Consider the following 14817-nt stretch of genomic DNA (forward strand, 5'->3'; position numbering starts at 1 on the left):
AGTTTCAGGAAGGACGCCACGATGCCGGGCCAGCGTCATATCGCCCGCGACATATCCTATGCGCATTCCGCCGCCACCCGCGGCGGGCGTGCCATGATCCGCGTGATGGAAAACGTCACCGGCCGGATCGGCCTGATCCGCCGCGCGGCGGGGTATGAGCACGAGGTCGCGGCGGGCCGCGATTTCTGGCAGGTGATGGTCGACCGCTACGGGCTGAGCCTTGAGGTGGCGGGCGGCAGCCTGTCGAACATCCCCGCCAACGGGCCGCTGATCCTGATCGCCAACCACCCTTACGGTATCCTCGACGGGCTGATGATGGGGCACATCCTGTCCACGGTGCGGGGCGATTTCCGCATCCTTGCGCACAAGGTCTTTCGCAAGGCCGAAGACCTGGACCGCATCATCCTGCCGGTGAATTTCGACGAAACCCGCGCGGCGGTGCAGGAAAATCTGGCGACTCGGAAAGAGGCGCTGCGCTACCTGTCCAATGGCGGCGCGATCGGCATCTTTCCCGGCGGCACGGTGTCCACCGGGGCAAGGCCGTTCTCGCAGCCGATGGACCCGGGCTGGCGGTCCTTCACCGCGCGGATGGTGGCCAAATCCGGCGCGACCGTGGTGCCGGTCTATTTCGACGGGCATACCAGCCGCCTGTTCCAGATCGCCAGCCACCTGCATTCGACCCTGCGCATGGGGCTGCTGCTCAAGGAGTTTCGCAAGCGCGTGGATACGCCCGTGCGGGTGGCGGTGGGGCGCCCCATCGCGCAGGCCGAGCTGGCGGCGCGGGCGGGCGACTCGAAGGCAATGATGGATTTCCTGCGCAAAGCCACCTATGAGTTGTCGCCGACGCCGCTGGCATCCTATGACTACGGCTTTGAATTCGAGGAAAAACACCGCGCGTGACGCGCGGCAGAACGGACGATTCCCATGGCAGTTGGCATTTTCGATTCCGGCCTTGGCGGCCTTACCGTACTGGACGCGGCGCGCAGGCGGCTGCCGGACGTGCCCTTCGTCTATTTCGGGGACAGCGCGCACGCGCCCTATGGGGTGCGCGACGCCGACGACATCTATAACCTGACGACGGCGGCGGTCGAACGGCTGTGGGCGGCGGGGTGCGACCTGGTGATCCTGGCGTGCAACACCGCCAGCGCCGCCGCGCTGCGCCGGATGCAGGAATCCTGGGTGCCGCGCGACAAGCGCGTGCTGGGCGTCTTCGTGCCGCTGATCGAGGCGCTGACCGAGCGGCAATGGGGCGACAACAGCCCGCCGCGCGAGGTTGCGGTCAAGCATGTGGCGCTGTTCGCCACGCCCGCCACCGTGGCCAGCCGCGCGTTCCAGCGCGAACTGGCGTTCCGCGCCATCGGCGTCGATGTCGAGGCGCAGGCCTGCGGCGGGGTGGTGGACGCCATCGAAGAGGGCGACATGATCCTGGCCGAGGCACTGGTGCGCAGCCATGTCGACGCGCTGAGGCGCAAGATGCCCAGCCCCGAGGCGGCGATCCTGGGCTGCACCCATTACCCGCTGCTGCAGGACGTGTTCCAGGATGCGCTGGGGCCCGATGTCAGCGTCTACAGCCAGGCCGACCTCGTGGCCGAAAGCCTGGCCGATTACCTGGAACGCCATCCCGGCATGCTGGGCAGCGGCACCGACGGGATGTACCTGACCACCGGCGATCCGCGCCGGGTGTCGAGCCGCGCCACGCAATTCCTGCGTCGCCAGATCACCTTTGAACAGGCGTGACGGGGCAGGGCGGGCAAGGACAATAGGTAGCAGCCTGTCCTCTTGGCAGGGATGCGGCGAAGGCATATCTTAGAACCGTTCGAATGAATGCCGCTTGGAACGGGAATGGCCCCATGAAGTCGCTGAAGAAAACCCGCCGGATTCAGGTGATCGCCCTGGCTGCCGTGGCGCTTGTCGTGTCGACCGCGCTGATCGGTTACGCGATGCGCGACGGGATCAACTTTTTCCGCTCGCCGGTGCAGGTCCTGGCCGAGCCGCCCGCCCCGACCGAGGTGTTCCGCATCGGCGGCCTGGTGGCCGAGGGCAGCCTGAAACGCGGGCAGGGCGAGACGATCCGCTTCGACGTGACCGATGGCGGCGCTACGATTCCCGTCACCTATACCGGCGTTCTGCCCGACCTGTTCGAAGAGAACCAGGGCATGGTCGGTACCGGAAAATACATCAACGGTGTCTTCGAAGCCTCTGAAATCCTTGCGAAACACGATGAAACCTACATGCCCAAGGAAGTCGTCGACGCGCTGAAGGAACAGGGTGTCTACCAGGACCCGAACGGTAGCTAACCGGCCCGTTAACCACTGACCCGCCACGCTTTGCCGGCACGCGAAGCGAAAGGCGGGTTTCATGCCAGACATCGAGGATATCGCGCGCGCCATCGTGGCGCGCGAAGGCGGGTTCGTGAACGACCCCGACGACCCCGGCGGCGCCACCAACCATGGCGTCACCATTCACACGCTGCGGCGGCTCGGGTTGGACCTGACCGGCGACGGGCGGATCGACACCGCCGATATCCGCCGCCTGACGCCGGGGGATGCCGAGCGGATATTCCTGCGGCACTATTTCCACGGCCCCCGCATCGACGCCTTGCCCGGCGCGCTGCAACCCGGCGTGTTCGACATGTATGTGAACGCCGGCGCCAACGCGGTGAAGATCCTGCAACGCCTGCTGCGCCAGATGGGGCAGGACGTGGCGGTGGACGGGGTGATCGGCCCGCAGACCATCGCGGCCGCCGATGCGGCGGCGCGCGCCGCGCCGGACCATATCGCCGACGCCTACGGCATCGCGCGGCGCAACTATTACTTCCGCATCGCCGACGGGCGCGCGGCCAGCCGCAAATACGTGCGCCGCCGCGACGGCGGCAAGGGCGGCTGGATTCTCCGGGCCGAGGAATTCATCTCGCCCCGCTATCACCTGACCTGCGCCGAGTTCGACGAAAGGATACGCGCATGGCACTGATCGACAGCGCACTCAACGCGATCTTCGGCAATGGCGGGGCCGGGCTGCGCCACACCGCCGGGCTGTTCCGCGAAAACGCCGAGGCCGCCGGCGCGCGTGCCGCGGACCGGCACGCCGCCGCCCTGGCGCAGTTCGGGGCCGAGTTCACGACCGCCCCCGGCCGCAGCCGGTTCGACCGGATCGTCGACGCGCTGAACCGCCTTCCGCGGCCGGCGCTGGCGCTGGGGACGGTGGGCCTGTTCGTGGCGGCGATGGTCGATCCGGTATGGTTCGCCGCGCGGATGCAGGGCATCGCGCTGGTGCCCGAACCGCTGTGGTGGCTGCTGGGCGCGATCGTCAGCTTCTATTTCGGCGCGCGCCACCAGGCCAAGGGGCAGGAGTTCCAGGCCAGCCTTGCGCGCAGCATGGCCCGGCTGCCTGCCATGGCGGACGATCTTGCGCGGCTGCGGCGGGCCGGGGCGGAAACGCCCGGCGTGGCGCGCAGCGAGGGCGACGCCGACCTGACCCTCGGCGCGCTGCGCCCCGACGCCAACCCCGCGCTCGAGGCGTGGAAACATGGGGGCGGGCGGCGCTGACCGCGACATGTTGAACAGGCGGGCAGAATCGGATTTGCCCGCCCGTTCTTAAGGCATATAACAAGGGCATGATTACAGAACTCGGCCACTTCGCCCTTGTCCTCGCCTTTCTCGTCGCCATCGTTCAGGCGGTGGTGCCGCTGATCGGCGCCCATAAACGCTGGCCCGGCTGGATGTCCGTGGCCGAGCCCGCCGCCAATGCGCAGTTCCTGCTGACGGCGTTTTCCTTTGCAGCGCTGACCTATGCCTTTGTCACCTCGGATTTCTCGGTCCGGCTGGTGACGCTGAACAGCCATTCGCTGAAACCGATGATCTACAAGATCTCGGGCGTGTGGGGGAACCACGAGGGTTCGATGCTGCTCTGGGTGCTGATCCTGACGCTGTTCGGCGCGATGGCCGCGTGGTTCGGCGGCAATCTGCCGCCCACGCTCAAGGCGCGGGTGCTGGCGGTGCAATCGGCGATCTCGGTGGCGTTCTTTGCCTTCATCCTGTTCACCTCGAACCCGTTTCTGCGGCTGGCGGTGCCGCCCTTCGACGGGCAGGACCTGAACCCGCTGCTGCAGGACCCGGGCCTCGCCTTCCACCCGCCTTTCCTCTATCTCGGCTATGTCGGGCTGAGCATGGCGTTCTCCTTCGCCGTGGCCGCCCTGATCGAGGGGCGCGTCGACGCCGCATGGGGCCGCTGGGTGCGGCCCTGGACGCTGGCGGCCTGGGTGTTCCTGACCATCGGTATCGGGCTGGGCAGCTGGTGGGCGTATTACGAACTGGGCTGGGGCGGCTTCTGGTTCTGGGACCCGGTCGAGAACGCATCGCTGATGCCGTGGCTGATCGCCGCCGCGCTGCTGCATTCGGCCATCGTGGTGGAAAAGCGCGAGGCGCTGAAAAGCTGGACCATCCTGCTGGCGATCATGGCCTTCGGGTTCAGCCTGATCGGCACCTTCATCGTGCGGTCGGGCGTGATCACCAGCGTCCACGCCTTTGCCAACGATCCCGAACGCGGGGTGTTCATCCTGCTGATCCTGGGCGTGTTCATGGGCGGTGCGCTGATCCTGTATGCCGCGCGCGCGCAGGCGATGGAGGCCAAGGGCGTGTTCGGCATGGTCAGCCGCGAAAGCGCGCTGGTGTTCAACAACATTCTGCTGGCGGTCAGCGCCTTCGTCGTCTTCGTCGGCACGATCTGGCCGCTGGTGGCGGAGCTGGCCTTTGCCCGCAAGCTGTCGGTCGGGGCGCCGTTCTTCAACATGGCCTTCACGCCGTTCTTCGTGATCCTGGGCGCGATCCTGCCGGTGGGCGCGATGATGCCGTGGAAGCGCGGCAGCCTTGCGCGGGCCTTCCGCCCGCTGCGCGGGGCCTTCGTGCTGGCGCTGGCGCTGGCCGCGCTGGCCTTTGCGCTGCAGACCGGGCGCAGCGCGCTGGGGCCGGTGGGGCTGTTCCTGGGCGCTTGGCTGGTCTTCGGTGCCGCCGTGGATATCTGGAGCCGCACCGGACGCGGCGCGATCGGCGAACGGCTGCGCCGCCTGGTCCGCCTGCCGGGCGCCGACTGGGGCAAGGCCGTGGCCCATGCCGGGCTGGGCGTGACCATGTTCGGCATCGCCGGGCTGATGGCCTGGGAGGCCGAGGATATCCGCGTGGTGCAGAAGGGCGAAAGCTTTGACATCGCGGGCTATACCCTGACCCTGCAGGAGGTCGAGCGCGTGCAGGGCCCGAACTATATCTCGACCATGGGCACGGTCCAGGTGGCGCGGGGGACGCGCGTGATCTCGACCCTGCACCCCGAGAAACGTTCCTACCCGGTGGCCCAGATGCCCACGACCGAGGCCGCCATCGACAACGGTTTCCTGCGCGATGTCTATGTCGTGATCGGCGATCCGCAGGACAATGGCGGCTGGGCGGTGCGCACCTATTACAAGCCGCTGGCGAACTGGATCTGGGGCGGCGCGATCCTGATGGCGCTTGGCGGTTGCCTCAGCCTGGGCGACCGCCGCTATCGCGTGGCCGCGGGCGCGCGGCGTATGCGTGGCGCGGCGGGGGTGCCGGCGGAATGAAACATCTGCTTCTCGCCCTGATGCTGGCGGTTCTGCCGCTGTCGCCGGCGCTTGCCGTGCAGCCCGACGAGGTGCTGGACGACCCCGTGCTGGAGGAACGCGCGCGCGAACTGTCCAGGGGGCTGCGCTGCCTTGTCTGCCGCAACGAAAGCATCGACGATTCCAACGCCACGCTGGCGCGCGACCTGCGCCTTCTGGTGCGCGAACGGCTGGTGGCGGGCGACAGCGATGACGAGGTGATCGACTATGTCGTCGACCGCTATGGCGAATACGTGCTGCTGCAGCCGCGTGCCACCGGCGCGAACTGGCTGCTCTGGGCGGCGGGGCCGATCATGCTGATCCTCGGTGCCGGGATCGCCATTGTCTATCTGCGCCGCCGCGAGGCCGCGCCCGAACCCGTGGAAACGGCGGCGCTCAGCGACGAGGAAAAGGCCCGTCTGAACGATATTCTGGACAAGTGACGCCCGGTCCCCCCTTTTTCTTGCCACGCGGGCGGGTATGCTGCGCGGGACACGGAACAGGGAGGGTTCGCGCATGGATTACCAGACCATCACCTATGAGGTTGCCGACGATATCGCGGTGATCGCGCTTGATCGCGAAGACAGGATGAACGCGCTGAACGCGCAGATGCGGGCCGAGATCGCGGATGCCGCGCGGCAGGCGCCGAACGACGCCCGCGTCATGGTGCTGACGGGCAAGGGCCGGGCGTTCTGCTCGGGGCAGGATCTGAGCGACCGGGCGAACGCCGCCAACGTGGATGTGGAGCGCACGCTGCGCGACGAATACGGGCCCATGCTGCGCGCGATCTATGACAGCCCGATCCCGACGATCAGCGCGGTGAACGGTGCGGCGGCCGGCGCCGGCGCCAACCTTGCGCTGGCGGCGGACGTGGTGATCGCAACCGAAAGCGCCTATTTCCTGCAGGCCTTCACGCGCATCGGCCTGATGCCCGATGCCGGCGGCACCTACTGGATGACCCGCGGCATGGGCGCGGCCAAGGCGATGGGCGCGGCGCTGTTCGCCGACAGGATCAGCGCAAGGCAGGCCGACGACTGGGGCCTGATCTGGGAAGCGGTGGCCGACGACGCCTTCGAATCGACGTGGAAGGCGCGGGCGGCGCATCTGGCCAAGGGGCCGACCATGGCCTATGCCCATGTCAAGCAGGCGATCCGGCAGGCCTGGGACAACACGCTTGAGGATCAGCTTGGGCTGGAGGGGCGGTTGCAGGGCAAATGCGGCAAGACCCGCGATTTCCAGGAGGGCGTCCTGTCCTTCCTCGAAAAACGCCCCCCCCATTTCGAAGGTCGCTGACCGCGCGGTTCCACGGACAGCGAAAAGGGCGCCACCGGGCGCCCTTTTTCTTTACCGATGCGCTGGGGCCTTACCCGGTGGCTGCCAGCGGCTCGCGCGCGATCAGGACGATGTCTTCGGCGGTCAGGGTTGCGCCCGCGCCGCTTACCGTGGCCAGAAGCTGCGCGTTGAGCGATACCAGCGCGTCGCCCCCGGCATTCTGCGTGACCGTGACCTCGGGGTCGATCAGCGCGGCATCGTGGCTGATCGTGATGATATCCGCCCCGGGTTCGTAATCGGCGATCAGGGCAGGCTCGGTCTGGTCGATCCAGTCGCCCAGGATGAAGGTGTCGTCGCCCTCGTCGCCCGTCACATGGTCGTCGTCGCCGATCAGGATGGTATCGTCGCCATAGCCCCCCGACATCACGTCGCCCTCGTCCGATTGCGGGGTGACCGTCTCGGGGAAGATCGCGTTGCCGTCGCCGTCCAGAAGATCGTCGATCCCGAGGTCGACGCCGACAAGGATATCGTGGCCCACGTCGCCGGTCATCGTGTCGGCACCGTTGCCTCCGATCAGCAGGTCGTCGTCCTGCGCGCCGTGCAGCGCGTCGTCGCCGTCGCCGCCCAGGATCATGTCGTCGCCGGTGCGGCCATAGAGTTGATCGTCGCCCGCACCGCCGATCAGCGTGTCGTCACCGCCCGACCCGTCAAGCGAATCCGCCCCGTCCTCGCCGGACAGCAGGTCGTGGCCCACGCCGCCGATCATCGTATCGTCGCCCGCGCCACCGATCATCGTGTCCTTGCCCTGTGCGCCGTAAAGCGCGTCATCGCCTTCGTCGCCCCGCAGCAGGTCGTCGCCGAGGCGCCCGAACAGAAGATCGTCGCCTGCGCCGCCATCCAGCGTGTCGTTGCCATCCGAGCCGTCGAGCGAATCCGCCCCGTCCTCGCCCGACAGCATGTCGTCGCCGGCCTGGCCCAGCAGCGTGTCGTCGCCCGCGCCGCCAAGCACGGTGTCATCGCCATCGCCGGCCGCGATCCGGTCGTCGCCGCTGGTGCCGGTCACCAGGTCGCTGCCATCGGTGGGCGGCGGTGTCACCTGTTCGGCGCCGCTGTCTTCGCCGGGTGTGCCGGGCGTATCGTCGTCGTCATCGTCGTCGAAAGCTTCGGCCAGAAGCGCGCCGACCGCGCCGAAACCCAGAACGCTGAGCAGAATAATTTCCACCATCACCGATTCTCCCTCTTACCCGGATCGCCACAAAGTTGCCCGATTTGAGCATGATTTCGCCACAAACGGAATTGGCATTCAGTGGCAAAATCCCGGCTATTTCCAACAGTTTCGGGGACAGTGGTGGAGGGGCTGCGGGGCTGTTCGCAAAGTGGAAACAAGGGGCGTCGGCCCCGCGCACCCCTCAGGCGGCATAGCTGCGGCGCAGGATCTCGACCGGTTCGAACCCGGCGCCGGCATTGCGGATGATGGCGAACACCTCGCCATCCGCCCGCAGTTCGGCGTCGCCGCTCAGCGGGTTCAGGTAGGTTTCGAACACCGGCGCGGCACCGGCGCGGTCATGGGCGTAGGTCACGATATCCGAGCGGGGGTCGAAATCGGTGATCGTCACCGGCGGCTGGCCGCGATACCAGTCGCCCAGGGCGATCTCGTCGGCGCCGTCGCCTGTTGTGACGGTATCGGCCCCGCCGGCCACCACGGTATCGTCGCCATCGCCGAGGTCGACGACATCGCCCGCATCGCCGGGCTGGTCGAAATCGTAGAGAAAGGCGAGGTCGCCGAAACTGCGCGCGCCCGCGGCCGATCCGGTCAGCGCCGCCTCGTCCAGCACCCCGGCGCTTTCCACGAAATCGTGGCCATCCCCGCCATACAGCGTATCGGCGCCGTATCCGCCCGAGATCACGTCGTCCTGCGCCCCGCCGGTGATCAGGTCGTCGCCATCGAGGCCGAACAGCCAGTCATTGCCGCTGCCGCCCGACAGGGTGTCGTCACCGCCATAGCCCAGCAGCAGGTCAGACCCGCCGCCGCCCGACAGGCTGTCGTCGCTGTCGCGCCCGGTCAGCGCCTCGGCATCGTCGCCGCCTTCGACCGTGGTGTCCCCCTCGTCGGGGACAAGGCCGCTCAGCCCGAACAGCATGCCCATCGCCATCAACATTGCCGCAATCATCTCTGCCTCCTGCTGGTTTCGGGCAGGATCGGGCAGGGGGGTTAACCGCGGCTTCACGGCGGCGGCGGCCGGCGAGAATTGTCGATCAAATTGAAACAATTAAGGTTGCTTGCGGAAACATGAAAAAGGGCGCCCCGAAAGGCGCCCCCGGTCATTCCATGTGCCGCCGGTCAGCGGTCTTCGACATCCACGTAGTCGCGCTCGGTCTCGCCGAGATAGAGCTGCCGCGGGCGGCCGATCTTCATCTGCGGATCGCCGATCATTTCCTTCCACTGGCTGATCCAGCCCACCGTGCGGCTGAGCGCAAAGATCGGCGTGAACATCGAGGTCGGGAAGCCCATCGCCTCAAGGATGATGCCCGAGTAGAAATCGACGTTCGGGAACAGCTTTTTCTCGGCGAAATAGGGATCTTCCAGCGCCTGTTTTTCCAGCTCCTTGGCGACCTGCAGGATCGGGTTGTCCTCGATCCCCAGCAGGTCCAGCACCTCGTCGGCCGATTGCTTCATCACCTTGGCGCGCGGATCGAAGTTCTTGTAGACGCGGTGGCCGAACCCCATCAGGCGGAACGGATCGTCCTTGTCCTTGGCGCGGGCGATGAATTCGGGGATGCGCTCGACGCTGCCGATTTCCTTGAGCATCTCAAGGCAGGCCTGGTTCGCGCCGCCATGCGCGGGCCCCCACAGACAGGCGATACCGGCGGCGATGCAGGCAAACGGGTTCGCCCCCGAGGACGAGGCCAGCCGCACCGTCGAGGTCGAGGCGTTCTGCTCGTGATCGGCGTGCAGGGTAAAGATCCGGTCCATTGCGCGGCTCAGGATCGGGTTCACCTCGTATTTCTCGGCCGGCACGCTGAAGCACATGTGCAAAAAGTTGGCCGCGTAATCCAGGTCGTTGCGCGGATAGACGAAGGGCTGGCCGATCGAATACTTGTAGGCCATCGCCGCGATGGTCGGCATCTTGGCGACCAGGCGGATCGACGCGACCTCGCGCTGCCAGGGGTCCGAGATATCGGTCGAATCGTGGTAGAAGGCCGACATCGCGCCGACCACGCCCACCATGGTGGCCATCGGATGCGCATCGCGGCGGAACCCGCGGAAGAAATTATGCATCTGCTCGTGGATCATCGTGTGGCGCGTCACGCGCAGCTCGAAATCCTCAAGCTGGGCGGCGGTCGGCAGCTCGCCGTAAAGCAGCAGGTAGCACACTTCGAGGTAATGCGACTTGGCCGCCAGCTGGTCGATCGGGTAACCGCGATGCAGCAGCACCCCGGCGCCGCCGTCGATATAGGTGATCGTGCTGTCGCAGCTTGCCGTCGAGGTGAAGCCCGGATCGTAGGTGAACACGCCGGCATCGGCATAAAGCTTGCGGATGTCGATCACGTCCGGCCCGGCCGTCGGGCTGTGCATAGGCAGCTCAAAGCTCTTTCCGTCGAAAGAAAGCGTGGCAGTCTTGGCAGTTTCTGTCATGGCCTAATTCCCTTCCTCAATCGCCGCGGACGCGGGCGCGCCGGGCTGTCCTATTCGGGGCGTCTGAAATCCGGGTTAACCGGCCTCAGCCCGCCGCGTCGGTCAATCGGGCAAGGGTTTCCTCGCGCCCGAGAACCAACATCATGTCAAAGACACTGGGTGTCGCAGATCGTCCCGCCAAGGCCGCCCGCAAGGGGCCTGCCAGCTTGCCGAACTTGGTGTCCTTGTTTTCGGCAAATTCGGTCGTGACGGCCTCGAGCGCGTCTCGCGTCCAGCTAGCATTTTGCAGATGCGGCGTCAATTCTTTCAGTATACCACGGGATACATCATCGAGGTTTCCGGCGGCCTTCTGATCCGGCACGATCGGGCGTTCCGCAAGCGCGAAATGCCCTTTTTCAAGGAGTTCTGGAAAGGTTTTTGCCCGCTCCTTGAGGCAGTACATCGCCTTGCCCAGCAACGCTGCCCTCGCGTCATCCAGCGCCGGTTGCCCGGTCACGGCAAGAAATGCCTGCAATTCTTGCAGCAGTGCAGCATCCTCGGCTGCCGCGATATGCTGGCCGCAGAGGTTTTCCAGCTTCTTGAAATCGAACCGCGCGGCGCTTTTGCCGATACCGTCCAGGTCGAACCATTCCTGCGCCTGCGCGTCGGTGAAAAATTCGTCGTCGCCATGGCTCCAGCCCAGCCGCGCCAGGTAGTTGCGCATACCGGCGGCAGGGTAGCCCATCTTCTGATACTCGTCGACGCCAAGCGCGCCGTGGCGTTTCGACAGTTTCTTGCCGTCCGGCCCGTGAATCAGCGGGATATGCGCCCAGACCGGCACCGGCCAGCCCATCGCGTCATAGATCAGCATCTGCCGCGCGGCGTTGTTCAGGTGGTCGTCGCCCCGGATCACGTGGGTCACGCCCATGTCGTGATCGTCGACCACCACCGCCAGCATGTAGACCGGCGTGCCGTCGCTGCGCAGCAGGACCATGTCGTCCAGCTGGTCGTTGCGGATCGTCACGTCGCCCTGCACCCGGTCGCGGATCACCGTCTGGCCGTCCTGCGGGGCCTTTATGCGGATCGCATAAGGTGCGTCGGGGTGGGTTGCCGGGTCGGCATCGCGCCAGGGCGAGCGATAGAGGGTCGAACGCCCCTCGGCCCGCGCGGCCTCGCGGAAGGCCTGGATCTCGTCCTGGGCGGCAAAGCACTTGTAGGCCTTGCCCTCGGCCAGCAGCTGATGCGCCACCTCGGCGTGACGCGTCGCGCCCGCCGCCTGGCTGACCACGTCGCCGTCGTGATCCAGCCCCAGCCATTCCATGCCCTTCAGGATCACCTGCGTCGCCTCGGGGGTGGAGCGTTCGCGGTCGGTATCCTCGATCCGCAGCAGGAACCTGCCGCCGCGGCCGCGCGCGTAAAGCCAGTTGAACAGCGCCGTGCGCGCGCCGCCGATATGCAGATAGCCGGTGGGCGAGGGCGCGAAGCGGGTGACGACGGGATCGGTCATGGCCGGTGGTTAACCTTTCGGTAAGCATGTTGAAGCTAGCGTTGGCGCCTGTCTACCGATGCGCAATGCGGGGGGCAAGGGATGCGGATATGGAACCGGGTCGCGGCGGTGCTGGCGGCGCAGCGCGGGCACCTGTTCCCCTGGGTGCCGGTGGCGCTGGCCTGCGGGATCGGGACCTATTTCGCGCTGCGGTGGGAGCCGGGCCTGCCGCATTACCTGATCGCTTGCGGCGTGGCGCTGACCTGCGGCGCGCTGGCCAGCCGCGCCGGGGCGGCGCTGGGGCCGCTGCTGTGGCTTTGCGCGCTGCTGCCCGCGGGCGCGGTGCTGGCGGGCGCGCGGGCGCATGGCGTCGCCGCGCCGGTGCTGGAGTTTCGCTATTACGGCCCGGTCGAGGGGCGGATCGCGGGTATCGACCGCTCGGCCTCGGACGCGGTGCGGCTGGTGCTGGACCGGGTGCGGCTGGACGACGTGCCGCCCGCCCGGACGCCCGCGCGGGTCCGCGTGTCGCTGCATGGCGAACAGGGCTTTGCCCCGCTCGACCCCGGCCGCCGCGTGATGATGACGGCGCATCTGGGCCCGCCCTCGGGCCCGGTCGAGCCGGGCGGCTTCGATTTCCAGCGCCACGCCTGGTTCCTGCGGCTGGGCGCGGTGGGCTATACCCGCACGCCGGTCTTGCTGGCCACGGATACGCGGGAGGGCGCCCGGCTGGCCACGCTCCGCCACGCGCTGTCGCAGCGGGTGCAGGCGGCGCTCCCGGGCGAGCGGGGCGCATTCGCCGCCGCCATCATGACCGGCGACCGCGCCGGGATCGGCCAGGACACGTTGCAGGCGCTGCGCGAGTCCAACCTGGCGCATCTGCTGGCGATCTCGGGGCTGCATATGGGGCTGCTGGCCGGCTTCGTCTTTGCCACGTTCCGTGTCGCCTTCGCGGCGGTGCCGTGGCTGGGGTTGCGGCTGCCCGCCAAGAAACTGGCGGCGGGCCTCGCGCTGGCCGTCGCGGCGGGATACCTGGCGCTGTCGGGCGGCAATGTCGCGACCGAGCGCGCCTTTGTCATGGTCGCCGTCATGCTGGTGGCGGTCATGCTGAACCGCCGCGCCCTGTCCCTGCGCGCGGTGGCGGTGGCGGCGGTGATCGTGCTGGCCCTGCGCCCCGAGGCGCTGCTGGGCCCCGGGTTCCAGATGAGCTTTGCCGCCACGACAGCGCTGGTGGCCGCGTTCGGGCTGATCCGCGACCGTGGCGGCCTGCCGGGGCCGAAATGGCTGCAACCGGCGCTGGCCGTTGCGGTCTCGTCCGCCGTGGCCGGGGCCGCGACCGGGCCGGTTGGGGCGGCGCATTTCAACCAGATCGCCCATTTCGGCCTGCCGGCGAACCTGTTGTCGGTGCCGCTGATGGGGATTCTGGTGATGCCCGCGGCGGTGCTGGCGGGCCTGCTGATGCCCTTCGGGTTTGAGGGGATCGCGCTCTGGGTCATGGGGCAGGGGCTGGGCTGGGTGCTGGCGGTCGCGCACCGGGTGGCCGGGATCGAGGGGGCCACCGGCGGCATCGTCGCGCCGGGGTCGCAGGTCTTGCCGCTGATGGCGCTGGGGGCCTTGCTGCTGGCGCTGTGGCAGGGGCGGCTGCGCTGGCTGGGGCTGGCGCCGGTGGCCTTGTCCGTCCTGCTCTGGGCCGGGACCGAAAGGCCGCCGATCCTGGTGGCCGACAGCGGCGCGCTGGTCGGCGTGATGACCGACAAGGGCCGCGTGCTCAGCGCCGCGCGCGGGGCGGGGTTCGTCGCGACCGTCTGGCTGGAGAATGACGGGCGGCCCACCGATCAGGAAAAGGCGGCGCTCGGCTGGACGGGGGCGGTGGACCTGGGGCAGGGGGCATGGCTGCACGCGGCCAGGGGAAAGCGCGCGGTTTTCGATGCGGATTGCGCGGTTCGGGACTGGCTGGTGACCAATGTGCCGAACCCCGGCGGCAAGCCCTGCCTGATCCTCGATCCCGGCAAGCTGCGCGACAGCGGCGCGCTGGCGATCTGGCCCGGAAAGGACGGGCCGCGCATCGTCACCGCGCGCGGCCTGTCGGGGTATCGGTTGTGGAATACGCCCCCGGAAAAGCGGCGTCAGTAGGTGCGGATCAGCCCGACCAGCTTGCCCTGCACCTTGACCATGTCCGAGGGCAGCACGCGGGTTTCATAGGCGGGGTTCGCGGCCTCCAGCGCGATCGACGCGCCGCGGCGGTAGAACCGTTTCAGCGTCGCCTCCTGGTCCTCGACCAGCGCCACCACGATATCGCCGTTATCGGCCACCGAGGTTTCGCGGATGATGACGATATCGCCGCTGTTGATCCCGGCCTCGATCATCGAATCGCCCTTGACCTCCAGCGCGTAATGTTCGCCCTTGCCCGACACCATCGCGCCCGGCACCGCCACGTGATGCGACACTTCGGCAATAGCTTCGATCGGGACACCGGCGGCGATGCGGCCCATCACCGGCAGTTCCAGCGCGTGCACCTCTTCCAGCGGGCGGGCGGCGGCGGGGCGGCTGTCGGGGCGGTCGCCGTCGATCACGCTCAGCTTCGGGCCGCCGGGTTTGCCCCCCAGCGCCTCGGGCAGCTTGACCACCTCGATGGCGCGGGCGCGGTGCGCCAGCCGGCGGATGAAGCCGCGTTCTTCCAGCGCGGTGATCAGCCGGTGGATGCCGGATTTCGAGCGCAGGTCCAACGCCTCTTTCATCTCGTCGAAGCTGGGCGGGACGCCGTCGCGCTGCACGCGTTTATGGATGAATTCCAACAGGTCGAGCTGCTTTTTCGTCAACATAGGCGCTTGCCCTCCG

General features: G+C 67.7%; 14 protein-coding genes. 9 read left to right on the forward strand and 5 right to left on the reverse strand.

Annotated features, from left to right (window positions below; genetic code table 11):
- Positions 1–21: 21 nt before the first annotated feature.
- The 8 genes from F3H87_RS14075 to F3H87_RS14110 all read left to right on the forward strand — a co-directional run bounded on the left by F3H87_RS14075 (position 22) and on the right by F3H87_RS14110 (position 6901).
- The gene (locus tag F3H87_RS14075) at positions 22–900 is read left to right on the forward strand and encodes a lysophospholipid acyltransferase family protein (RefSeq protein ID WP_149787527.1); all 879 of its coding nucleotides are present in this window, start codon (positions 22–24) and stop codon (positions 898–900) included.
- A 24-nt stretch (positions 901–924) separates the two neighbouring features.
- A complete protein-coding gene (locus F3H87_RS14080; protein ID WP_149787528.1) occupies positions 925–1737 on the forward strand; it encodes a glutamate racemase in 813 nt (270 codons plus the stop codon).
- Between the two features lie 113 nt (positions 1738–1850).
- Positions 1851–2297, forward strand: a complete 447-nt coding sequence (gene ccmE, locus F3H87_RS14085) for a cytochrome c maturation protein CcmE (RefSeq protein WP_149787529.1) — start codon at positions 1851–1853, stop codon at positions 2295–2297.
- A 61-nt stretch (positions 2298–2358) separates the two neighbouring features.
- The gene (locus F3H87_RS14090; RefSeq protein WP_149787530.1) at positions 2359–2970 is read left to right on the forward strand and encodes a holin-associated N-acetylmuramidase; all 612 of its coding nucleotides are present in this window, start codon (positions 2359–2361) and stop codon (positions 2968–2970) included.
- Positions 2961–3545 (forward strand): holin family protein, encoded by a 585-nt coding sequence (locus F3H87_RS14095; RefSeq protein WP_149787531.1) that lies wholly within the window; start codon positions 2961–2963, stop codon positions 3543–3545. The genes F3H87_RS14090 and F3H87_RS14095 overlap by 10 nt, the downstream gene beginning before the upstream one ends.
- Positions 3546–3613: 68 nt before the next feature.
- Positions 3614–5590 carry a heme lyase CcmF/NrfE family subunit gene (locus F3H87_RS14100; RefSeq protein ID WP_149787532.1) on the forward strand — a complete coding sequence of 659 codons (1977 nt, stop codon included), beginning with the start codon at positions 3614–3616 and terminating at the stop codon, positions 5588–5590.
- Positions 5587–6051 carry a cytochrome c-type biogenesis protein gene (locus F3H87_RS14105; protein ID WP_149787533.1) on the forward strand — a complete coding sequence of 155 codons (465 nt, stop codon included), beginning with the start codon at positions 5587–5589 and terminating at the stop codon, positions 6049–6051. The genes F3H87_RS14100 and F3H87_RS14105 overlap by 4 nt, the downstream gene beginning before the upstream one ends.
- Before the next feature lie 73 nt (positions 6052–6124).
- Positions 6125–6901, forward strand: a complete 777-nt coding sequence (locus tag F3H87_RS14110) for an enoyl-CoA hydratase-related protein (RefSeq protein ID WP_149787534.1) — start codon at positions 6125–6127, stop codon at positions 6899–6901.
- A 70-nt stretch (positions 6902–6971) separates the two neighbouring features.
- Here the strand turns inward: F3H87_RS14110 and F3H87_RS14115 are convergent, their stop codons facing one another.
- From F3H87_RS14115 to gltX, 4 genes are all read right to left on the reverse strand, one after another.
- Positions 6972–8105: a calcium-binding protein gene (locus F3H87_RS14115; protein WP_149787535.1), complete on the reverse strand. Its 1134-nt coding sequence runs from the start codon at positions 8103–8105 to the stop codon at positions 6972–6974.
- 184 nt (positions 8106–8289) lie between these two features.
- Positions 8290–9051, reverse strand: a complete 762-nt coding sequence (locus F3H87_RS14120) for a calcium-binding protein (protein WP_149787536.1) — start codon at positions 9049–9051, stop codon at positions 8290–8292.
- A 170-nt stretch (positions 9052–9221) separates the two neighbouring features.
- On the reverse strand, positions 9222–10517 hold the full coding sequence (gene gltA, locus F3H87_RS14125) for a citrate synthase (protein ID WP_149787537.1): 1296 nt from the start codon (positions 10515–10517) through the stop codon (positions 9222–9224).
- A gap of 85 nt (positions 10518–10602) precedes the next feature.
- The gene (gltX, locus tag F3H87_RS14130) at positions 10603–12003 is read right to left on the reverse strand and encodes a glutamate--tRNA ligase (protein ID WP_149787538.1); all 1401 of its coding nucleotides are present in this window, start codon (positions 12001–12003) and stop codon (positions 10603–10605) included.
- A gap of 81 nt (positions 12004–12084) precedes the next feature.
- Here gltX and F3H87_RS14135 point away from each other — a divergent pair, with 81 nt between their 5' ends.
- Positions 12085–14112, forward strand: coding sequence for a ComEC/Rec2 family competence protein (locus tag F3H87_RS14135; protein ID WP_149787539.1), 2028 nt, complete (start codon positions 12085–12087; stop codon positions 14110–14112).
- Here the strand turns inward: F3H87_RS14135 and lexA are convergent.
- On the reverse strand, positions 14106–14801 hold the full coding sequence (gene lexA / locus F3H87_RS14140; protein WP_149787540.1) for a transcriptional repressor LexA: 696 nt from the start codon (positions 14799–14801) through the stop codon (positions 14106–14108). The two genes, F3H87_RS14135 and lexA, sit on opposite strands and share 7 nt — an antisense overlap.
- Positions 14802–14817 lie beyond the last annotated feature (16 nt).

Origin of the sequence: Lutimaribacter pacificus (assembly GCF_900142185.1) — a bacterium.
In the GTDB taxonomy this organism is placed as follows: domain Bacteria; phylum Pseudomonadota; class Alphaproteobacteria; order Rhodobacterales; family Rhodobacteraceae; genus Lutimaribacter; species Lutimaribacter pacificus.